Source organism: Sphaerospermopsis sp. FACHB-1194, from assembly GCF_014696235.1.
Classification (GTDB): Bacteria; Cyanobacteriota; Cyanobacteriia; order Cyanobacteriales; family Nostocaceae; genus Sphaerospermopsis; species Sphaerospermopsis kisseleviana.
In genome coordinates this window covers 85,657-107,155 of sequence record NZ_JACJPU010000014.1, presented here as the reverse complement: position 1 = coordinate 107,155, position 21,499 = coordinate 85,657, and the positions used below count along the sequence as shown (strand labels likewise).

The following is a 21,499-nucleotide window of genomic DNA, read 5'->3' as shown; positions in this document are numbered from 1 at the left end:
TAATTTAAAACAAGAAGCGGTCAGATTGATCGTGTTAGCCTGTGGACTAGATAGTGCCGACACTGCTAGGGTGAAACAGGAAGAAAAAGCCAACTTTTGTTAGCATTAGTTAGCTTTTTTGTATCGGATTTTTTGAATGTGAGTGGAAATAACGATGTTGAATATTTAAAAGTTTACTATATCTGGCTCCACAGATTTCTACTCATAACATAACTGTACAACAATTTTTGCGACTTGTCAAGTCTTGAAACTAAAAAACGAAAAATCCTGATTCTGACAAGAGCTTGCAGTGCAAATTTAATACACTCCTAACCCACCCTCCTCTAAGATACAAGGTTGGGTTGAGGAACAAAACCCAACATTTACAGGGGTTTGTTGGGTTTCACTTCGTTCAACCCAACCTACGTTATTTCGTTGTTTTGGGCTTAACCGAAAAGTATTGAGATCAAACCTCAATAGATGTCTCTGTTTCCTCTGGTTCAAGAGTGTTTTCCTTTACCCTACGGATGGGTAAATTAGCAATCAAAGCAGTTGTGCGTTGGTTGCTTTCTAAAGAAAACTCCAAACCATCTGTTTCAATTTCTACATAGCGACAGACAATTGCTAGGATTTCCTGACGCATTTTTTCCAAGGTTTGGGCATCTAAGTCTGCTCGGTCGTGGGCTATAACTACTTGCAGACGACGTTTAACTTCGGTGCGACTGGTGTTTGGTGTGCGAACAAAAAGTTTTTCTAAAAGTTCAAGAATCATTGCTGGCTAGGTTATAAGGCGGTAACTGAAAAAAATTAAACAATCTTTGTCCGTAACAACTTGCGTAACCGGGAAAATAAGTTGTCGTTCGGGGAGTCAAGATCAAGAAATTCGACAGTTTCCCCTTCTAATCTACGAGCAATGTTTTCAAAGGCTGAGGCTGCCAAAGAAGGAGCTTCTGATAATACTAAAGGTTCGCCTCGGTTAGTAGAGACGATCACACGCTCGTCATCAGGGACAACCCCGATTAAGGGGATGGCGAGAAGTTCCTGAACATCCTGTACAGACATCATATCATTTGCCCGTACCATTGCAGGTCTAATCCGGTTGATGATTAAATGAATCTTTTTGACACCTTGTGCTTCTAATAATCCTACTACCCGGTCAGCATCGCGGACTGCGGAGATTTCCGGGGTGGTGACAATGAGGGCTTCTTTAGCTGGGGCGATCGCATTTTTAAACCCCATTTCAATCCCTGCGGGACTATCTATGACTACATATTGGTATTTTTGCGCTAGTGCATTTACTAGCAGTTTCATTTGGTCTGGTGTTACCGCGTCTTTGGTGCGATTTTGGGCTGCTGGTAGTAGTACCAGATTCGGTTGTCGTTTATCTTTGACTAAAGCTTGATCTAAACGACACTCTCTAGCTAACACTTCTACCGCTGTGTAGACAATGCGGTTTTCTAGTCCTAGCAACAAATCTAAATTTCTCAGACCAAAATCCGCATCAACTAAGGCCACTTGTCGCCCGATTTTGGCTAAAGCCATACCCAGATTTGCGGAAACCGTGGTTTTACCCACTCCTCCTTTACCGGAGGTAATTACAATAATACGACTCATAACGGCAATGCGCTCGATTAGGGTTGGTGGAAATAATACTAAATATTGAGAGAATATTTAGAACTAGTTATAGCAGTAGACGGGGCGCTGATAACATCAATATATGATGAAACTTCCAGCATTATCAGGTTTTACTCCTGACTCCTGTACGGGCGTTCGCGAAGCGTGCTGGAAGCATCAGCATTCGGGCGATAAATTATCAATTTTTGTCCAAGGTTGTTTTCCGAATGCTTCGCCCCTACGACTACTGACTCCTGCCATAGAGACTCTGATTAATTTTGCTTAACTGACTGCGAGAAAAATCAGTAGCTTTGGCAATACGGATGCCTTCGGGTGTGATATGTGCCACTTCTGGGAAAAAATGTGTTAGTGATTTTTCAGGCGCTCTAGCTACTGCATCGGCGATTCGCAGTTGGGTTGGTTCCATTTGCAAAGCCATAATTAGACAATCACGATTTCCCCCAGCGCCGGCATGAGCTACCCCCCGCAAACGCCCCCAAATGAGAATATCACCATCTGCAACCACAATACCACCAGGGTTGATATCTCCCAAAATAATCACAGTGCCGGGATGGCGAATTTCTCCACCTGATCTTACTGTCATTTCTAGATAGAGCGCATCTGCTAGAGGTTTAGGACCTGGTTGAGCGTCAGCGGTGAAGGATGGTTGTAGTTGGATTTGTTCGACAGAATAACCTAATGTACAAGCGGCGATCGCGGTTTGTCTGCGACTTGTGGCGACTGATTTTAACTCTAGTTGCAGTTCATTTAAAGTTTGTGCCAGTTCTTGCAGTTGTCTTGAGTCCAATAAGCGGTCTTTCGCTACCAAATGTACTATAGTGTTAGGTATACGTAGGCGATCGCTACCATTTAGTCTCTGTCTCATTTGTTGCCAAATCTCGGAGCAACTGAACTCAGAAGCAGGTACTTGAGATTCTGTTGGCAAAATTAATAATAGTCTTCCCTCCTTGGTTTTTAACTGAACTTGAATATTATTGTTGTTATTTTTTCCTGTTGACACTAACTCATCGCTGTTCAGATCAATCAATTCAAAATTGCTTGTTTCTGTTTTCTTATCTTCAGATTTCTCTTCAGATTTCTCTTCAGAATTAGAATCTATCTTCCTATCTGCATGAGCTTGTAAATAGACAAGAACAGAATTTAGCTCTCCATTGGGAATGATAGAATCACTATCTTTAACATCTACATTAGTATCTCCCTCGTTATGAACAGGGTTGACACTTTTTTCCTCTCTATCATCATTAATAGAGATTGATTCTGCATCGTTAAGTGCAGAATTTGACTCCATTTTCAAATCTTTTGGTGATTTCTTAGAATCAGAATTCATTCTTAATGGGTAATGGGTAATGGGTAATGGGTAATTGGTGATTGGTGATTGGTGATTGGTGATTGGGGAGAAATATTTACCTTCTGCCTCCTGCCTTCTGCCTCCTGCCTCCTGCCTTCTGCCTCCTGACTCCTGACTCCTGACTCCTGACTCCTGCCTCCTGACTCCTGATAAATGTTTACTGATTAGTCAATCTTTGATAAATTGTAGCCAAGGCATCAGCATTACCGACATTACCGGGAAATAAAACCACAGGTAAATTAGAAAACTGAGGATGATCAGATGGTGTAATTACCATTGAACAACCGGCTAAAATTTGACCTAATAACCGAGCAGAAGTTAAATTTAAACCTGTACTCAAGACATCATTAGAAGTTATACCCCCCTTGCTGATTAAAAATCCTATATCAGCTGGTAAACCCTTTACAATATCCATTAGTAAAGCCGAAACTCTTGCCCCAAAGTCTAATCTAGTTTTGACATCTTTAAAAGTCAATTCCTGACGGCTAGTATAAACTACTGGTGTTTTTCCAGCGTTATGTACTTCCCGGATTTGTTCTAGAATCTCGGTTAGCAGTTTAGCAGATTCATTGACTCCATCATCAAGTAATCTTCCGACATTAACTTCTATCCCTACCGTTCCCGCAACTGTTAACAGTGATTCTAACTGTTGAGTTGTCTTTTTCACATGAGAACCAACAATAACTGCTCCCGGCTTACCACCACGCACATATTCTGCCATATTTTCCGCAGCTATGGGTTGGGGGGGTAAAGCAGCTAAAGCTGTTAATATACTAGCAGCGGAGCGGAATAAAAAGCGTTTACCTTGACTGGCGGCTGTTAATATGTCTACAGCAAAGGTGTTAAGATCGGCTTGGGTTTCCCCATCAACTACCCCACACTGATTATCATGCAGTTGTAATAATCTTTCTAAGCTACCTTTACGGATATCATCAAGTAAAAATCTGGTGACGGTATCTTCTTTGATGCGTCCTCTGGTTTTTTCTTCTACATACTTGGGTAAGTAGCTGTAATTGTAACTAAATACGGAATCACGAGCAAATTCTGTTTCGTGTACGGGGGTGGGTACACCATCAATAATGAGATAATGGATGCTGTCACAGGTAATTCTCCCACCTTCAAAAAATGCGGGTACGAGAAAATGAGCGTCAAAAGGTCCGAGTTCTTCGGCAATGACATCGGTTTCTATGGGATAATGACCGCGTAAGGTGGAGTCAGAACGACTAACTACGAGAAAATCCTCGATGTTTTCTGCTGCTAGTGCGATTTTGAGGTTATGACAAACTTCTCTGGTGACATTTGCTGCATCTTCTGGGGTGAGCGATCGCGTATTGGTTAAGATAAAGAAAATGGGAGCATCATCTTTTAAACCTAAACGCAAGGTTTCCACATCCCAACGCATCAGGAGTAAACAACTGTGAACAGTTTGAGAACCGGTGGGATCATCATCTAAAACGATTATTTTGGGTTGGTTATTCATTGAGTATGTTAATGGTGGTAAATATTCTACGTTTAAAATATGATGACATTTTTTTGAGATTTTTCAATTATTTTTGCATATCTAAATTTAACTGTAATCATTGATTTAGATATCTCACTTCTCAGGTTTGCAGATTGGCTAAATTATTTACAAGTAACTCTTGGTTGTTGGCAAGTGGTTGTTTATTATCGCGCAAAATTTGCTCACTTTTTCAGGTGTGAACTAAATCTTTGAGAAAAAATTAGGGTATTTGCAGTTAAATAGGATTGCTATATTCGGGAAACCAGTTTTCATCCAGAATTTGTTATAAAGAACCGATGGGGATAATGGGGAATGTGTCAAGAGGAAGTTGAGCACTATCACTGACTAATTTTCTTGCTTCTTGATAACATTTTTCAAATATCTCCAAAATGTAAGGCTTTAAACTCGGACTATCTGTAAGTTCATCTTTTATTTGTATTCTAAATGTTCTAACTTCTCTTTTGCAATGTCCTTGATTTCGTTCTCTTTCATTATCCCAGCATTTGAGTTTGAGTAGGTGTTCAAGCAACTTAATTAATAAACTTTTAATTGCTCGCTTCTGACTTCTACCCATAGTTTCTAATTCTTCTAATAAATTCTCTAAATCAACAGCAGAAAATTGACCTGTGCGAAGTTGGTTGATGGTTGTTTTTATCCACAGGTAATAATCTTGATCGTATAGGGTTTGAGTTTCGGGTTTTGTTGGTGTTTGCATAGAATAGGGGTGGGTTAGCTATGTGTTGTTATTTTAGCTTAGGTTAGTTGCAAATCAAACAAACTTGATTTATACTGAAAAAAGAGTATTGAAATCACCTTATATGTCAAGTTTACTAGAAAGAATTACGATTAATCCTAAACAATGTGGTGGTCGTCCTTGTATTCGGGGAATGAGAATTAGGGTATCAGATGTATTAGATTTATTTGCTTCTGGTTTAAGTGCAGAAGAAATTCTAGAAGAAATGCCGGATTTGGAAGCTGACGATCTCAAAGCTGCACTTTTATACGCTTCACGAAAACTCAATCATCCGGTGTTAGTCGCATGATAATTTGGGTTGATGCACATTTATCACCAGCTATTGCCACTTGGATTAGTCAGACATTTAGTATAACTGCTTTAGCCTTGCGTGATGTTGGATTAAGAGATGCTGAAGATGAGGAAATTTTTGCAGCAGCAAAGGATAAAGGTGTTATTTTTATGACTAAGGATAGTGACTTTGTTGATTTAGTTGAACGTCTGGGAACACCACCCCAAATCATCTGGTTAACCTGTGGTAATACCTCAAATGCTAGACTGAGAGAGATTTTGAGTGTCAATTTGCTGACAGCTTTGGAAATTTTATCTTCGGGTGAAGCATTAGTTGAAATTACTTAAATAAACTTTCAAAGAATACTGTAAAATTGAGATATTACTTGCTGTTACAATATTTATTCGTAATGTGTAAGTACAGAAAAATTATATCTAAGTTATTTAACACAAGTATGAAGGAATACTAAGATACTTAGAGGTTGTCTTAAAAGTTTTCGGCGAATATAATAGAGCCTCCGGCACGCCTGACGGCGAACGCTACTACACAAGCAAAGTCCACCTGCGTGGACTAACGAAAAATTAAGGATTTGAAACCTGCGTAGGCAGGTTTTGTCTGTGTAGATGTGATTTCTAATCGCCCAAGTTAGACTTTTCAAACATCCTCTAAGACTGGGAACGAGTTAACGAGTTACAGCCCTGTAACTAAGGATACAAACCCCTATCAGTCAAAGCTTGCGCCACTCTACCCACACCAAGAGTATAAGCGGCTAACCGTAAATTTACTCTGCGAGTCTGTGCTTGTTGCATCACGTGATGGTAAGCATTTACCATTAAATGTTCCATTTCCCGGTTTACTCTTTCCTCATCCCAGAACAGATAAGAAAGACCTTGCACCCATTCCAAATAACTAACTACTACCCCCCCAGCATTAGCTAAAATATCAGGTAAAACCGTAACTCCACTGGCTTCTAAAACTCGGTTAGCTTCCAAAGTCACAGGTCCATTAGCTGCTTCAGCAATCATTTGCGCTTGAATCTGATGCACATTTTCTTCCGTAATTTGATTTTCCAAAGCAGCAGGAATTAATACATCACAAGGTAAAATGAGTAAATCTGCATTACTAATCGGTGTAGCTTGGGGAAAACCCAGCACACTGCGACGATTTTGAGCAGCGTAAGCTTTTAAAGCCGGAATATCAAGCCCAGTTTCCGCATATACACCCCCAGCACCACTGGAAACCGCAATAATTTTTGCCCCTGCTTGGTATAACAATTCAGCCGCAGCACCCCCCACATTACCGAAACCTTGAATAGCAATTTTTACATCTGCCAGGGATTTACCTTGATCCGCCAAGGCTTCCCGGACAATAATCATTACACCCCGCCCCGTAGCCATTTCTCGACCCAGAGAACCACCAATAGAAAGGGGTTTACCAGTAACAACACCAGGTACAGCATGACCAACATTTACAGAATAAGTATCCATCATCCAGGCCATTTCCCGCGCAGATGTACCCATGTCTGGGGCTGGTATATCTACTGATGGTCCGATATCTTTAATTAACTCACTGATATAACGGCGACTTATTCTTTCTAATTCTCCCACACTGTATTGTTTCGGATCTATGGGAATACCACCTTTAGCACCACCGTAGGGAATACCTAACAATGCACATTTCCAAGTCATCAACATCGCTAAAGCGGAAACTTCCCGTAAAGTCACTGCCGGATGGTAACGAATACCACCTTTATATGGTCCTAAAATATCAGAATGTTGTACCCGATGTCCGGCTAAAACACGCACTTCCCCGTTATCCATTTTTACGGGTATGGAAACGGTGACGACTTTCCGGGGATGACTAAGTATTTCTAATAAACCAGGATCTAATTTTAACTCTTTACCTGCCCATTCTAAATAACTACAAGCTTGGTCAAACGGGCAAATATGGGCTGGAGAATGATTTTCCCACAATGGGCGCGAGGTTGTCACCATAACATTTACTCCTCATCACGGTACTTTGGTGAACCGGATATGTATGGTTAGCTTACCCTGTTTTTTTGAAAAAATAAGAATTTTGTAGTTTTTGTTACATTTGTTTGGTTATATTTATGTGTAGCAACAATTATTTTACTGAAGAACGCAAATATATTACAATTTTTTAAATTTTATACACTTGCCTAAAAATCGCTGTAAATTAATTTTGCTTGGGTACTTAAAACTGAAAAACCTGAACTTTTACTTGATAATCCTTATGAAAATCCCAGAAAACAAATCTAACAACCCAGATATTTCTACTGATAATCAATTACCTTTACCACCTGGAAACTTAGGTTTACCTATCATTGGTGAAACAATTAGTTTTTTAACAGATAAAAACTTTATTAATAAACGACAAGAAAAATACGGTAACGTTTTTAAAACTAATATGTTTGGTATTCCTACAATTGTAATGATAGGAGCAGATGCAAACCGCTTTATATTTAGTGGTGAAAATCGGAATTTCACAGTTAGACAGGATAAGAATACTTCAGACTTGTTGGGTCCTGTATCTTTAGCAATGCAAACAGGAAGCATACATCAAACCCGACGTAAATTATTAGCCCAAGCATTTCAAACGCGAGCTTTAGCGAGTTATACACCTGCAATGGTAGAAATTACTAATAGCTATTTACAGAAATGGAAAGATTTAGGTCAATTAGCTTTGTATCCTCAACTGAGAGAATATGCTTTTGATATAGCTTGTAAATTATTAGTAGGAACAGACATTACTAATGACCATGATTTTCACAAATTATTTGAAGCATGGTGTCAAGGGTTACACGCTATTCCCATTCGCTTACCTTGGACTATGTTTAGTAAAGCTGTGAAAAGCAGAAAACTGTTATTAGCAAAAATTGACAAGATTATTGTAGAACGTCAAAAACAACCAAGTTTGGAAAATTCAGAAAAAGATGCTTTGGATTTATTGTTAAATGCCAAAGATGAAAATGGCAATAGTTTGAGTGTAGATGAAATCAAAGATCAAATTTTAGGATTATTATTTGTTGGACATGAAGCTTTAAGTTCTGTACTCTTTTCTTTCTGTTTGCTGTTAGCAGAAAACCCAGAAATTTTAGTAGCAGCAAGACAAGAACAACAACAAATAAATTGTACAGGTGACCTCACAGCTGAACATTTTAAACAAATGACTTACCTAGACCAAATACTTAAGGAAATTTTACGACTTATTCCCCCCATACTTGGTGGTTTTCGTTCAGTAATCAAAACCTGTGAATTTAATGGTTATTCTATTCCTGAAGGTTGGGTGGTAGTGTATGACATATACAAAACCCATGAAGATGAAAATATTTATCAAAATCCTCAGAGTTTCGATCCAGATAGGTTTAGTGTAGAGAGAAATGAGGACAAATCTAAACCTTTTAGTTACATTCCCTTTGGTGGGGGAATTAAAGAATGTTTAGGTAAAGAATTTGCTAAGTTAGAAATGAAAATATTTACTGCTTTGCTCTTACGTGGTTATGAATGGGAACTTGTACCAGGACAAAATTCAGATTCAAAAATGACACCCATGCCTCAATCGAGTGATGGGTTAAAAGTATTTTTCAAGAAACTAGATCCCTAACTTCTTTTTGAGAATATTAACACACCATAACTGAACGTTAGAAGTCGGGTATCTGAAAACTTCTGAGACACTAGACCCCGACTTCTTTGATGATGATGTTAAAAAACATAATTCAATGTTAGAAGTCAGATATCTGACAAGTTCTGAAAACAACTATCTGGTTATCAGGGTTTTTATCGAGTAGATAGTGGTGAATATCGCATTATTTATAGATACTATCAAGAGCAAGATTTAGTAGAAGTTATTTTAGTTGGTAAACGTAATGATGATGATGTCTACAAAAGATTAAATCGTTTAATAGGATAAACTTCAAAAACTATTAATTAGCAATTACCAATACCAACTGATAACATTAGTATCCCATCAAACTATATACAATTATGAAAATCCAAGAAAACAAATCAAAAAACCAAGATATTTCTACTGATAATCAATTACCTTTACCACCGGGAAACTTTGGTTTACCTATCATTGGTGAAACAATTAGTTTTTTAACAGATAAAAATTTTGCCAGAAAAAGACAACAGAAATACGGCAACATTTTTAAAACTAATATCTTTGGTTCTCCTACAATTATGATGATAGGAGCAGATGCAAACCGCTTTGTATTTAGTGGTGAAAATCAGAATTTTATAATTCAATGGCCTAAGACTGTTTCAGAATTGCTTGGTCCTGCATCTTTAGCAACGCAAACTGGAAGCATTCATCAAACCCGACGTAAATTATTAGCTCAAGCATTTCTACCCAGAGCTTTAGCAAGTTATACACCTACAATGGTGGAAATTACTAATAGCTATTTACAAAAATGGTTAAATTTAGGTCAATTAACCTGGTATCCTGAAATCAGACAATATACTTTTGATGTGGCTTGTAAATTATTAGTAGGAACAGATACTACTAATGATCCTCATTTTGCTGAATTATTTGAAGAATGGTGTCAAGGTTTATTTACTCTTCCCATTCGTTTACCTTGGACTAAGTTTGGTAAAGCTTTAAAAAGTCGAGAACTGTTATTAGCGAAAATTGAAAATATAATTTTACAACGTCAAAAGCAGCCAATCTCAGAAAATTCAGAAAAAGATGCTTTGGGTTTGTTGTTAAATGCCAAAGATGAAGATGGTAATAGTTTGAGTGTAAATGAACTCAAAGATCAAATTTTAACATTATTATTTGCTGGACATGAAACCTTAACTTCGGCAATGTCTTCTTTTTGTTTGTTGTTAGCACAAAACCCAGACATTTTAGCAGCAGCAAGGAAAGAACAACAACAAATAAATGTTACAGGTGAATTAACCTCTGAACATCTGAAACAAATGACTTATTTAGACCAAATACTCAAGGAAGTTTTGCGAGTTATTCCCCCTGTTGGTGGTGGTTTTCGTTCTGTAACTAAAACTTGTGAATTTAATGGATATAGTATTCCTCAAGGTTGGAGTGTACTGTATCAAATAGGGAAAACCCACCAAGATGAAACTATTTATAAAAATTCTCAAACTTTCGACCCAGCAAGGTTTAGTGTAGAGAGAAATGAGGAAAAATCTAAACCTTTTAGTTATGTTACCTTTGGTGGTGGGATGAGAGAATGTTTAGGTAAAGAATTTGCTAAGTTGGAAATGAAAATATTTGCTGCTTTGCTGTTGCGTGGTTATGAATGGGAACTTGTACCAGGACAAAATTTAGATTTAAAAATGACACCTACACCTCAACCCAGTGATGGTTTAAAGGTGTTTTTCCGTTCTATTTAATATGATTTTGTTGTGTTGGGTTTACGCTTAACCCAACCTACATTAATTAAATGAATGTTTCTGGTGTAAAACTCCCATGTAAACCATAAGGAATATGATGTTTAAGGTGTAATTTAGCAATTACACCTTTTGAAAAATCCTGAGCATCTAAAATCACTACATCTGAGCGATGATTTTCTGAATCATAAACCAAAGCTATTACCCAACCTTCATCTTCTTGTTGAGAGTTGGGACGAGGAATAAAAATTGGTTCACCCATAAAACCCCGTGGTGCTGCACTCCAAATTTCTTGTTTTTCTGTTGCTAAGTCTACTTTCCAAATAGCTTGTAAGGGTGCATTTCCTATAGGGTTATGTGCGGCAGCAATATATAAATAACGATAGGGTTTTCCTACATTATTTGGATGAATAGTAGGAAATTCACAAGCACGTTTATCTATTAACTGACTTTGTACTTTTTTCTCCGGCAAATTAATATCAAATCGCCAAATTTGTCCTGGTGCATTGGTGTCAAAGTTGGTTTGTAGATAATCAGTATTTGGTTCTACTTCTGGTAATGATTCATAGCAAATTGAATCAATGATAATTTCAGTTTCCACTTCAAAAGCGTTGACATGATGGAAAATAAAACCTGCTTGGGTTTCTAAAGTTCTGACTTCTTCTTTCTCAGCTTTACTATCTTTGCGGGGAATAATAATGATTTTTGTGGGTTGATTTTTTTGGACTTGAATACATTGTCCAGCACTGGCCATTCCTAAAGCGAAAGGTATGGGATTAAAATTAACAGGGTTTTGGAAGAAGATACAGTAATTTTCGGTGATGACAAAATCATGAATAAAGCAAAAACCAGGAACACTATGATTTTGTTTACTGATAATTTCGCCGTTGGTGTTGAGTTCAAAAATTGTAATTGTGGTTGATAGTCCTGGTTTAATGGCAAAATTAACTAATTTACCATTGGGATCTATGCGGGGATGGGCGCTGAATGCTTCACCTTGGGATAAAACACCATTAAAATATTCGTTGCCTAATGTTTCTAAGGTGTGGGGATGCAATAAATAAGGTTCTGCTGCTTCCCATAAAGCTAATAGTTTTTTACCCCAATAGATAACATTAGTATTAGCAATATGTTTGATTTTGAAATCAAAGGCATTAGCTAACCAACCTCCTGGTTTTTGTGTACCAAATACGCCACGATAAAGAATTTTACCAGCTTTTTTTTCTGCTAAATAACCTTCTGTTTCTACAAATTTATTACGAAAATGGGCGCGTCCGTTAGTAAATGTAATGCGGCTGATCATTCCATCCCCATCAAAGGGATGATGTAATCTTTGTCCGTTGATATCTAATAAACCGGGTCCATTTCTCAATAGTGTTCCTTGTAGTTCTGCGGGTATTACCCCTTCTATTTCATCAATCCAATAATCATATTCTTGTTTGAGTGATTCATATCCTTTTTGCCAATCTTCTTGATTGTAAGATTTTGCTAACGTTTGCTGGTTTTGAGGTTCTAAAATCTGCATGTTTTGGTATTTTTTATTTTTTCAAGACAAGATGATATTTTTTCAACAGTACATCATGAATGTACTTTTCAAAAAACAAAAATGAAAATTAAATGGTTTTGATTAATTCACTGAATTACTGCATTTTGAGTAGATGTGATAGTTTCTGTTTCTTCACCTGGTAAAAATTTGATAAATAGCAATGGTACAAGGGCAATTACATTGGTGATAATTACTAGTAACCAGAGGGTATCAAAGTTATTTTCGGTAATTCCTAACCAGTGCATGATTAAAGCCCCAAACTCTCTGGAAATAGCTCCTCCTAAATTGAAGATTGACATTAAGAGGGCAAATAATGTGGCTTCTATTCCCAAGGGACATATTCTTGCGGCTAATACCATCACGGGCATGAAGGCAATTTGTCCCATGACTGCGAGTATTAAGCTATCACCTAAACTGAACCATTGATCATCTATTCCTAATGCTCGATTAGTGTGGGTTACTAATATTAACATTGTCATTCTTAATGCAGCAGAAATGACGATGCTCCAGCCACAAATTACTCGAAATGGTACGGATTTTAAGAACCGTTGGAAAATCCAAATTCCAATTAATGAGGCTAAACTGGTAACTAAATGGACTCTGCCTAAAAATTCAGGTTGAAAGTGTAATTCGTTGGTGAAAAAGTAGAAAAAAGCTGCTTCTCCACTGGGGGTAGATTGCCACAGAAAGATAAATGCTGTGGGTATCCAAATTACTTTTTGTGTAATCGCTTTACCCAGTTGTTTAATTTGATTGGAGGTGGAGAGAAGATTATTTGCTTGAGGTTTTATAGTGTCTTTGTTAATTGGCGTTTCTGCAATTAACCAAGCTACCACGGAAATAATTAGCGGAAAAAATGCCGTGACTAAAAATACTGTGCGTGTGCTGAAATATTCTAGGAGTAAGCCGCTAAAGTAAGCAGTAATTAAGCCTCCAAGAGCAGTAGCACCCCAGCACAAAGATTGCAGAGAACCAGCTTTGGCTTGGGTTTCTACTCTGGCACGTTCGACAACTAGGGAGTCTACAATGACATCACTGAAGGCAACGGAAAGGGAAGATAGGGCGATCGCTATTGTTGCCGCCCAACTATTATTAACTATTGTTCCCAAACTTACCCAAGCACCAGCCCCCAGTATCCCAGATAACACTAGATAGGGACGGCGACGGTAGCCAAATATGGGCAAACCATCGGAAATAAAGCCAAATAATGGCTTAATCATCCAAGGTAGAGCAACTATTCCCAACAGTGCTGATACCTCAACTGGACTCAGTTGCAATTCATCTTTGAGGAAAAAGCTAACGGCTAGACGCGATAACCCTAATATGCCTTGAACAAAGTAGACTGCTAGAATCGCAATTAGTTCTGGTTTAGGTTCATTACCTAAGAGAATTTTTTTGCCTACTGAGTCTTTGACTTTGGGCAAGTCAGATGAGTGAATCAGCATTTGATGAATATTCTTTAAGTTTTATCTACTTTTATATCATATCGACATTAACTGGAAGTTATCCGCTGTTCTGGCAACAAAGTCAAACCAAAGCGCAAGCGCCATCTCTAGCTTGACGCTTGCTCTCAAGAAATATGGTATTCACTTGTCTATTTCCACTCTGTAGATATTCAGAACCAGCCGCATTAGATTACTCTACTGAGTTAACAGCAGACGGAGTAACTACTCCTGTGTTACGGGTTTCCAAATGATTTGATAAGCGACTGATAGTTAACAGTGGTACTTCTTGTCGGCACGAAAGGCAAAACCAATATAGTTCACCATGACGGACATGACGTAGGATTGATCCACCGCAGCATGGGCAAGTGTTGGCTCTATTACTCATACCAATGTCCTCCTAAAAAAGTTTGTTGTTGTAATCGAGCAAAAAAATTTTGATTACACCTAATTTGATTACACCTAAATGGATGTATCTGTGAAAGTTCCAACCTCTCCGCTTGGTGACAGAATTTGCATATTTTGGGATATTTTCTGGTGAAAATTGAGCTAATATGCTATATCTTGCGATTCTTGGTTTGGTCTACAAAGAGTGTCAACATCATATATATTGATTTATATTGATTTATTGATTTGACATCACCTGCTACCAATCCTGAAATTATTTTATGAGGTAAAAGCATTTATGCTTACTTTTCTTCCATTTAAGTTAACTTTTCTGACTGACTATTAGAAAAGCGTATTCTCGGTTAACTGTATTATCAACTCACTCACAAATGTAATATCACAGTCGTAGTAAGTGCTAACAATTAACGTCTTTATTAGTTTACAAGCAAGTATTTTATATTTTCATCTATCTGGGGGATCATAATCATTTATAATGTTCTGTATCCTAACTTACAATTTTGCCTATTTTGTATTTGCGAATACGCATTTACAGCAGGGATCAATTACTTATAGCTTATTTTTAAGTGAATGGGAGGTTGAACAAAAAAATCCACAATCAAAAATGATTACAAAAAATTTACATATTCTATATTTCTTTATTTACTATCCTACTGATAAGTAACTCATGAAAATCGCTACTTGGAATGTCAATTCAATTCGGACTCGTTTAGAACAGGTGATCAACTGGTTAAGTGAAAATCCTGTTGATGTTTTGTGTTTGCAGGAAACGAAGGTTGTAGATCAGGATTTTCCCTTAAATTCTTTTGAAAACTTAGGTTATCATCTTTATATTTACGGACAGAAAGCTTATAACGGAGTGGCACTGATTAGCCGTCAACCTTTGGAAGATGTGAGTATGGGTTTCTGTTCAGTGTTAACAGATTTAGATCCAGTTTGGGATGAACAAAAGCGGGTAATTAGTGGTGTAATTGATGGAGTGAGAATTGTCAATCTTTATGTTCCTAATGGTTCATCGGTGGGAAGTGAAAAATATGAATATAAACTGCGTTGGTTAACAGTATTACGGAAATATTTGCAGCAATTACTATTATCAAATCCGGCTATTTCTATGTGTGGTGATTTTAATATTGCCTTGGAAGATATAGATATTAATGACAAAGTAAAAATAGAAAATCACATTATGGCATCTATCCCAGAACGCCAAGCTTTAAAAGATGTACTTGATTTGGGTTTTGCGGATGCTTTGAGAAAGTTTAATCAAGAGGGGGGAAATTATAGTTGGTGGGATTATCGGACGGCGGCTTTTAAAAGAAATTTAGGTTGGAGAATAGACCATCATTATTTAACACCTGTGCTTTATGAACGCGCTCAAAGTTGTATTATTGATATTGCACCCAGGAAGTTAGAAAAACCTAGTGATCATACGCCGGTGGTGGTGGAATTTTAGAGGATAGCAAGTAAAGCGATTGCCTACGGCAGTGCGCTCCGCGCAATCGCACTTTATCAAGGTAAACAATAGAGACCGGTGAATCATACGAGATAATGAGGAGATCCTGAATAAACACAAAAATTTCATTAATCAAAGTTTTGAGGTCAAGAAATTTTTAAATCTCCTCCTGTCTCCTGTTTCCTCTAACTCAACGGAAAGAGTTTTATGGCTTATACTATGCGACGCTGCAATATCAGCAAACCCTAATTAGGATGTTGATGATTTTGTTTATGGATTAACACAACAATCTGGTTTTACATCAATATTGAGAGTTTCATCACCGCGACTAATTTCAAATTTTAAAGTAGAATCAATAGTTGAAGATTTCACTACTGTGTTGACATCTTGAATACTGCTAATGCTTGTGCTATCAACACTTGATATTATATCTCCAGGTTTTAGACCAGCTTTTTCAGCATTAGATTCACTGGTAACTTTCGTAATAACAACCTTTCCATCTTGGGATTCTATCATCTCAATTGCTACACTGGAATAACCACTAAACTTACTTTTAACTTGAGATGTAGATGGAACCCAAGTATTATTACCATCTAAATAATAATTGGAGAACACAGGTTTTCGTTCCACTCCTACATCATCAATCCGAAAATTATCAGGATTGTAATTAGAACTTGGTTGTTCTGTATTTACATCAACAGGATTTTCTCCTAACAAAACTAAACTAGTATTATTAGAAGAACATAAAACCACGTTTTGTTTAATAGTTTGAGTTCCACCTTGATTAGGTAATCTAACTAGCATAATTCCTGAAGCATTGTGTATAGATAGTATTGCTGTTACTGGGATCTGAGTGAATCCACTAGCAAATTCCAATTGCCAATTGCCATTAATATTGGGATTAATCTTGGCATTAGTTTCCATAAGTTGTTCTTGAAAAATGTTACTGTTACTCCGTAAACTACAACCAACATTATTCGGTGTCGTTGATAAAGTAACTAAAATTTTACCTGCTAAGATTGCTCCTGTAATTAATAAAATCAAAAACTTCCAGGGAAAGTTTATTGATTGACCAATACCATTAATAACTAAAGATCTAGCAATAAGATCATGAAGAGCTTGCTTCTCTGGTGTAAATACTGCCATTAAAGGACCAATTATTAACAGAGCAAATCCAATTAGAAGTAAGAATACTGATAAAGATGAATAAGCATTATTACTAAAATGAAAAGCAAGTATCCAAGGCAAAATAAAAAACCTCTTAGAGAAATATCTAGCTGAAGCTCTAGCAAATGATATTTTATTACCGTTAGCATCTGTAACCATGATTCCTGAGATTCTTTTGCCAAATGTAGCCTGAATAGAAGAACTCTCCATACCTGCAGAGTAAATCCATCCCAACAGAATATACACAGTCAACCCTGTAATCACCAAAGAATTGTTATCAGGTGGGTTAGAAACCATAGTAATAACCGCTGATAAAACCAAAGTAATGAATCCATCTTGCTGAGAAGCTGCACATCTTTTAGTAAGACTTGCGGTCTTATTGGTATACATATCACTATTTCCTGATAACTAAAGAACCTGATATTAGATCATGAAGAGTAGTTTTTTTCTTCGTGAAACCAGCCATAAAAAAGCCGATGAAAAGTGTTAAATATGAAAGTAACTTACAGAAATATCTTTTAGCGCATTGCTCAAAAGTCAGACTTTTACCATTGATATCTGTGACTACAATTCCTAACAAAAGTTTCCCCACTGTTCCTTGGAATTGTGAACTTTCCATCACCGTGGAGTATACAAACCCCAGGATTACATAACATACTAATAACCGTACCCAGAATTGATCCTGAGGATAATTTGCATTATCCAACTCCGTAAAAACAAAGCTGGGAATACCTACAATTGTTATATCTAAAATCTCCGCTACTAATCTCATGGAAAAACCAGCATATTTAATTGGTGGCGGCGGTGGCGGCGGTGGCGGCGGTAGTGGTGATATTATAGTTTGAGTCAAATTGTTTGCTATAGGTAACGCTTCTAAGTCCGACTGGTACGGCGGTGGTGGTGATATTATAGTTTGAGTCAAATTGTTTGCTATAGGTAACGCTTCTAAGGCCGACTGGTAGCGTCTATAGGGAATAGGATCGACCATTTTAGTTAAAAATTGAACTAAATCATCTCTGACGCTTACCTCTAATTGATCCTGCCAAATAACTTTTAATGTTCTTGAGTCTACAACAGGCCTTTTACCTATAAGTGCTTCAATTGCTACTATTCCCACTGCATAAATGTCACTACATAGATCAGGTGTGCCCCTAGCTTGTTCTGGTGCCATATATCCCGGAGTACCTACACCTGTAGCTTCTATTACTTTCCCTTCGTTGTCATATACCTGTGTAGTAACTTCTTTAACAGCACCAAAATCTATCAGAAAAATTTTTTTATCTGAATTGCGAATGATCAAATTTGCTGGTTTGATGTCACGGTGAATTTTTCTTTGTTGATGCACAAATGCTAATACTTGTAAAATATCTCGCAACAAAAAAATCACTTCATGTTCAGTCCATCCTTTACCAGGAGTCAGTATTTGACCCAGATTCCTACCATCAATCAATTCCTGAACTAAAAAAAATTCATTATTTTCATTAAAGAAAGCTAAAAGTTCAGGAATTTGATCATGCTGTAAACGCTGTAATGTATATGCTTCTCTCTGAAATGCTTCCTCTACCCATCGGGTATTAGCCTGAGGTTGAGGTCTAAGCCTTTTAACAACACAACGGTGATTAAATCTACTTTTATCTTCAGCTATATATGTTTCTCCAAAACCACCGGTTCCTAGTCTCTCGATGATCTTGTAACGTTCGTTAAGCAATTGACCAATCATAATATCACAAGTGAATTATAGTTAAAGAGTATATTAAGATAATATGTACCAAAGTGATAAAGTTAAGTATTATTAAGTATTTAACTCAGGATAATAAATCAAAGCTATACAGGACAGACCAAAATGAACGAGTTATTCTATATATTCCGATTAAATAGACTTTGTTTCCGTAATAGCCTATATTAAAATTGCTGAATTTTTGCTGAATAATTTAGGATTACTATGCTAGTACGATACTGAATCGTGGCACGAGTGTAAAGTAGTATAAGTAAATTATATATATAATCTATTAATCATTAAGTATCTTAAAACAATGCTAAGACTATTAGATTACACGAAAATAGTAAAATTACAGGCTTTTAGCAATTTGCTGATTTAAAAATAGTGATTAAACTTAACTACATAAAGCCCCATACTCAAATCCAAAAGTTATGATTCTAGTAACTGGAGCAACGGGAGATATTGGCCGCCGCATGGTGAGGTTATTACATCAACAACAGAAGTCGGTAAGGTCTTTTGTTTGTCTTACGTCTCATTAGAGCGAGTTAGAACACCGGGTTTCTGATATATTTATTGGTGATTTGCGGAGAGAACAGGATATCAAAAAAGCCTGTCAAGGTGTGAAATATATCTACCCATTCCGGGTAACACTGGTCAAAGTAGCTTGAGGATATTTGTCCATAAAATTACTAACTGTTGAGCATTTTGTCTTGATATCCGTTTTAGGTGCTGAAAGAGGATATGAAGACGCTCCCATTTTCAAAACTAAACGCACAGTAGAAAAATATCTGCAAAGTAGTGGCTTAAATTACACTATTTTACGCCCATCTGGTTTAGCATCAAACCTGCTACCTTTGGCGGAACGGTTTAGAGAAACTGATTTATATTTGCTCATCGGTGATCCCAAAAATCGCACATCTATTATTAGTACCGATGACTTAGCCAAAATAGTCGTAGATTCTTTAACCGTTGCTGAGGCTCGTAATCAAATTTTACCATTAGGAGGACCTAAAATTTTATTGCGTGAGGACATTCCCAAAATTTTTAGTCGCATCTTTAACAAACAACCAATCATCATTAATGTTCCTTTATTTGCAGTGGATGGTTTACGGGTAGCATTAGGTTTATTGAACTCTTCAGCACAAACAGGTTTAGGAACTTTTCGCACTTTATTAGCTAATGAATTTTACTGTACATCGGAAGAAATTGCCAATTTAGAAAGGATTTATAACTTGCAATTGGAAACTTTAGAAAACTTTTTGGGGCGTTATTTAGCAATTTAATTTTGGTGATTGGTGACTGGTGACTGGGTAATCAGCTTTTTTTCCCAATTACCAATTAACCATTACCAATTAACCATTACCAATTACCAATTACCAATTACCAAATATATGAAATATTCCCTATCTGCAAATCCTGTTCAAGCACGTCAAACAAAAGAAAATTTTGCTAAACCAGAGGAACAATTATCCTATGAATTGGGTAAAGCTGTACAGGAATTACCACCACTTTATACAAGATTATTAGCGGGAACTATTAGTGTTATTGTCTTTGGTACTATTTCCTGGGCGCATTTTTCAGAAATTGATGAAGTAGCGACAGCACCGGGAGAATTAATTGCTTCTACTCAAGTGAGACCGGTGACATCTTTAGGTAATGGATCTATTGTAGCGGTGAAAGTTAATGAGGGCGATCGCGTAACTAAAGATCAAATATTAATTGAACGTGACCCCAATTTACAACAAACCGATGTTAACAGATTAGCGAAATCAAGTAAATTAATTGAAGAAGATTTACAAAGATTACAAGCTGAAAGAACCGGAGGAAATACTGCGGGAACAAAATTACAAGATGAGTTATTAAATTCCCGGTTATTAGATTATAAAGCTAGACAAGCAGCAGCAGAAGCAGAAGCAGAACGCCAACTTTCAATTATCAAACAAGCGAAAATTAGATTAACTCGGTTAGAAGAAAATTTAGCTAATGCTAAAACCGGTGTGAGTAATGCTCAAACTAATTTAGTAAATGCAGAAAATATCCGTGCTAAACTAGAAGAAAGTTTAAAAATTGCCCAACAACGAGAAGAAAATTTGAGAACCTTATTAAATCCTGGTGCTGTTCCCAGAGTTGATTATTTAGAAGCCCAGGAAAGATTAAATCGAGCAAATACTGATATTATTAGAGCCACGAATGAAGTAACTAATGCCAAAAATAGAGTTACAGAAACACAGGATAAAGTAGCATCTTTAGGAAAAGATATTGCTGCTCAAAAACAAGAAATTAATCAAGCTGAACAAGCGTATCAAGCAGCCAAAAATCAAGGTTTAAGATTAGCATCAGAAAGAAAAAGTGAAATTTTAACGCAAATAAATAGACGTAAAGAAGAATTAGCCAATGTTGCAGGACAATTAGAACAAGCGAAACAAGAAAAAGATGGAGAAACAATTAAAGCACCAGTAGCGGGAACAATTTATAAAGTCAAAGCTACCAAAGGACCTGTACAGTCTGGGGAAGAATTGCTGTCAATTTTACCCGAAGGGGAAGAAATGCTGTTAGAGGTAAAAGTTTTAAACCGGGATATTGGTTTTATTCGTCAGGGAATGAAAGCAAAGGTGAAATTAGCAACTTTTCCCTTTCAAGAATTTGGTGTAGTTGATGGGGAAGTTTTACAAATTAGTCCGAATGCAGTGGTTGATGAAAAATTAGGTTTGGTTTTTCCGACGAGAATTAAGTTAAGTAAGCATTCCGTGACTGTGCGGGGTAAAGAGGTGGAATTTACGCCGGGGATGGTGGCAAATGCGGAGATTGTGACGCGGAAGAAGTCGATTCTAACCTTTATTGTTGAGCCAATTACCCGCAGATTTAGTGAGGCTTTTTCTGTGAGGTAATTATTATTAAATATTTGCAAAATCTTG

Annotated in this window: 17 protein-coding genes and 2 pseudogenes; 8 read left to right on the top strand and 11 right to left on the bottom strand. The window is 37.0% G+C overall.

Annotated features, from left to right (window positions below):
* Positions 1-445: 445 nt before the first annotated feature.
* The 5 genes from minE to H6F45_RS10900 all read right to left on the bottom strand — a co-directional run bounded on the left by minE (position 446) and on the right by H6F45_RS10900 (position 5,178).
* The gene (gene minE, locus H6F45_RS10925) at positions 446-751 is read right to left on the bottom strand and encodes a cell division topological specificity factor MinE (RefSeq protein ID WP_096572384.1); all 306 of its coding nucleotides are present in this window, start codon (positions 749-751) and stop codon (positions 446-448) included.
* 35 nt (positions 752-786) lie between these two features.
* Positions 787-1,593, bottom strand: a complete 807-nt coding sequence (gene minD, locus H6F45_RS10920; protein WP_096572383.1) for a septum site-determining protein MinD — start codon at positions 1,591-1,593, stop codon at positions 787-789.
* Between the two features lie 244 nt (positions 1,594-1,837).
* Positions 1,838-2,941: a septum site-determining protein MinC gene (gene minC, locus H6F45_RS10915; RefSeq protein ID WP_190347180.1), complete on the bottom strand. Its 1,104-nt coding sequence runs from the start codon at positions 2,939-2,941 to the stop codon at positions 1,838-1,840.
* Between the two features lie 178 nt (positions 2,942-3,119).
* Positions 3,120-4,442: a four-carbon acid sugar kinase family protein gene (locus tag H6F45_RS10905; RefSeq protein ID WP_190347173.1), complete on the bottom strand. Its 1,323-nt coding sequence runs from the start codon at positions 4,440-4,442 to the stop codon at positions 3,120-3,122.
* Positions 4,443-4,746: 304 nt separating this feature from the next.
* Positions 4,747-5,178 carry a DUF29 domain-containing protein gene (locus tag H6F45_RS10900; RefSeq protein ID WP_190347172.1) on the bottom strand — a complete coding sequence of 144 codons (432 nt, stop codon included), beginning with the start codon at positions 5,176-5,178 and terminating at the stop codon, positions 4,747-4,749.
* 103 nt (positions 5,179-5,281) lie between these two features.
* Here H6F45_RS10900 and H6F45_RS10895 point away from each other — a divergent pair, with 103 nt between their 5' ends.
* Positions 5,282-5,506 carry a DUF433 domain-containing protein gene (locus tag H6F45_RS10895; protein ID WP_190347171.1) on the top strand — a complete coding sequence of 75 codons (225 nt, stop codon included), beginning with the start codon at positions 5,282-5,284 and terminating at the stop codon, positions 5,504-5,506.
* Positions 5,503-5,835: a DUF5615 family PIN-like protein gene (locus H6F45_RS10890; protein WP_190347170.1), complete on the top strand. Its 333-nt coding sequence runs from the start codon at positions 5,503-5,505 to the stop codon at positions 5,833-5,835. Before H6F45_RS10895 ends, H6F45_RS10890 begins: the two co-directional genes overlap by 4 nt.
* Before the next feature lie 357 nt (positions 5,836-6,192).
* Here the strand turns inward: H6F45_RS10890 and H6F45_RS10885 are convergent, their stop codons facing one another.
* Complete coding sequence (locus H6F45_RS10885) at positions 6,193-7,482, bottom strand: Glu/Leu/Phe/Val dehydrogenase (protein WP_190347169.1); 1,290 nt, start codon at positions 7,480-7,482, stop codon at positions 6,193-6,195.
* Between the two features lie 259 nt (positions 7,483-7,741).
* Here H6F45_RS10885 and H6F45_RS10880 point away from each other — a divergent pair, with 259 nt between their 5' ends.
* The 3 genes and pseudogenes from H6F45_RS10880 to H6F45_RS10875 all read left to right on the top strand — a co-directional run bounded on the left by H6F45_RS10880 (position 7,742) and on the right by H6F45_RS10875 (position 10,857).
* A complete protein-coding gene (locus H6F45_RS10880) occupies positions 7,742-9,112 on the top strand; it encodes a cytochrome P450 (RefSeq protein ID WP_190347168.1) in 1,371 nt (456 codons plus the stop codon).
* A 147-nt stretch (positions 9,113-9,259) separates the two neighbouring features.
* Positions 9,260-9,418 (top strand): annotated as a pseudogene (locus H6F45_RS26515) (type II toxin-antitoxin system RelE/ParE family toxin); the annotation flags it as partial.
* 74 nt (positions 9,419-9,492) lie between these two features.
* On the top strand, positions 9,493-10,857 hold the full coding sequence (locus H6F45_RS10875) for a cytochrome P450 (RefSeq protein WP_190347167.1): 1,365 nt from the start codon (positions 9,493-9,495) through the stop codon (positions 10,855-10,857).
* Positions 10,858-10,903: 46 nt separating this feature from the next.
* On the opposite strand, the gene H6F45_RS10870 is transcribed toward H6F45_RS10875, so the two are convergent.
* The 3 genes from H6F45_RS10870 to H6F45_RS10860 all read right to left on the bottom strand — a co-directional run bounded on the left by H6F45_RS10870 (position 10,904) and on the right by H6F45_RS10860 (position 14,230).
* Positions 10,904-12,379: a carotenoid oxygenase family protein gene (locus H6F45_RS10870; RefSeq protein ID WP_190347166.1), complete on the bottom strand. Its 1,476-nt coding sequence runs from the start codon at positions 12,377-12,379 to the stop codon at positions 10,904-10,906.
* A gap of 107 nt (positions 12,380-12,486) precedes the next feature.
* Positions 12,487-13,845, bottom strand: a complete 1,359-nt coding sequence (locus H6F45_RS10865; RefSeq protein WP_190347165.1) for a folate/biopterin family MFS transporter — start codon at positions 13,843-13,845, stop codon at positions 12,487-12,489.
* Positions 13,846-14,035: 190 nt separating this feature from the next.
* Positions 14,036-14,230: a hypothetical protein gene (locus H6F45_RS10860; RefSeq protein ID WP_096572371.1), complete on the bottom strand. Its 195-nt coding sequence runs from the start codon at positions 14,228-14,230 to the stop codon at positions 14,036-14,038.
* 684 nt (positions 14,231-14,914) lie between these two features.
* On the opposite strand from H6F45_RS10860, the gene xth reads away from it, so the two are divergent.
* Positions 14,915-15,697 (top strand): exodeoxyribonuclease III, encoded by a 783-nt coding sequence (xth, locus tag H6F45_RS10855; protein ID WP_096572370.1) that lies wholly within the window; start codon positions 14,915-14,917, stop codon positions 15,695-15,697.
* Between the two features lie 270 nt (positions 15,698-15,967).
* Here xth and H6F45_RS10850 read toward each other — a convergent pair whose 3' ends face one another.
* Entirely contained in the window at positions 15,968-17,254 is a 1,287-nt protein-coding gene (locus tag H6F45_RS10850; protein ID WP_190347164.1) for an RDD family protein, read from the bottom strand.
* Positions 17,255-17,258: 4 nt separating this feature from the next.
* Positions 17,259-18,584 carry an RDD family protein gene (locus tag H6F45_RS10845; RefSeq protein WP_190347163.1) on the bottom strand — a complete coding sequence of 442 codons (1,326 nt, stop codon included), beginning with the start codon at positions 18,582-18,584 and terminating at the stop codon, positions 17,259-17,261.
* 431 nt (positions 18,585-19,015) lie between these two features.
* On the opposite strand from H6F45_RS10845, the pseudogene H6F45_RS10840 reads away from it, so the two are divergent.
* Positions 19,016-19,867, top strand: a pseudogene (locus tag H6F45_RS10840) (NAD(P)H-binding protein).
* Positions 19,868-19,975: 108 nt separating this feature from the next.
* Complete coding sequence (locus H6F45_RS10835; RefSeq protein WP_190347179.1) at positions 19,976-21,472, top strand: HlyD family efflux transporter periplasmic adaptor subunit; 1,497 nt, start codon at positions 19,976-19,978, stop codon at positions 21,470-21,472.
* Positions 21,473-21,499: the final 27 nt, after the last annotated feature.

Excerpts from the sequence above, each read along its gene's own strand:
- H6F45_RS10875 (WP_190347167.1), top strand. The coding sequence starts at position 9,493 with ATGAAAATCCAAGAAAACAAATCAAAAAACCAAGATATTTCTACTGAT.
- minC (WP_190347180.1), bottom strand. The coding sequence starts at position 2,941 with ATGAATTCTGATTCTAAGAAATCACCAAAAGATTTGAAAATGGAGTCA.
- H6F45_RS10870 (WP_190347166.1), bottom strand. The coding sequence starts at position 12,379 with ATGCAGATTTTAGAACCTCAAAACCAGCAAACGTTAGCAAAATCTTAC.
- H6F45_RS10865 (WP_190347165.1), bottom strand. The coding sequence starts at position 13,845 with ATGCTGATTCACTCATCTGACTTGCCCAAAGTCAAAGACTCAGTAGGC.
- H6F45_RS10850 (WP_190347164.1), bottom strand. The coding sequence starts at position 17,254 with ATGTATACCAATAAGACCGCAAGTCTTACTAAAAGATGTGCAGCTTCT.
- H6F45_RS10890 (WP_190347170.1), top strand. The coding sequence starts at position 5,503 with ATGATAATTTGGGTTGATGCACATTTATCACCAGCTATTGCCACTTGG.
- H6F45_RS10860 (WP_096572371.1), bottom strand. The coding sequence starts at position 14,230 with ATGAGTAATAGAGCCAACACTTGCCCATGCTGCGGTGGATCAATCCTA.
- H6F45_RS10885 (WP_190347169.1), bottom strand. The coding sequence starts at position 7,482 with ATGGTGACAACCTCGCGCCCATTGTGGGAAAATCATTCTCCAGCCCAT.
- H6F45_RS10835 (WP_190347179.1), top strand. The coding sequence starts at position 19,976 with ATGAAATATTCCCTATCTGCAAATCCTGTTCAAGCACGTCAAACAAAA.
- H6F45_RS10895 (WP_190347171.1), top strand. The coding sequence starts at position 5,282 with ATGTCAAGTTTACTAGAAAGAATTACGATTAATCCTAAACAATGTGGT.
- minD (WP_096572383.1), bottom strand. The coding sequence starts at position 1,593 with ATGAGTCGTATTATTGTAATTACCTCCGGTAAAGGAGGAGTGGGTAAA.
- H6F45_RS10880 (WP_190347168.1), top strand. The coding sequence starts at position 7,742 with ATGAAAATCCCAGAAAACAAATCTAACAACCCAGATATTTCTACTGAT.
- H6F45_RS10845 (WP_190347163.1), bottom strand. The coding sequence starts at position 18,584 with ATGATTGGTCAATTGCTTAACGAACGTTACAAGATCATCGAGAGACTA.
- H6F45_RS10905 (WP_190347173.1), bottom strand. The coding sequence starts at position 4,442 with ATGAATAACCAACCCAAAATAATCGTTTTAGATGATGATCCCACCGGT.
- H6F45_RS10900 (WP_190347172.1), bottom strand. The coding sequence starts at position 5,178 with ATGCAAACACCAACAAAACCCGAAACTCAAACCCTATACGATCAAGAT.
- minE (WP_096572384.1), bottom strand. The coding sequence starts at position 751 with ATGATTCTTGAACTTTTAGAAAAACTTTTTGTTCGCACACCAAACACC.
- xth (WP_096572370.1), top strand. The coding sequence starts at position 14,915 with ATGAAAATCGCTACTTGGAATGTCAATTCAATTCGGACTCGTTTAGAA.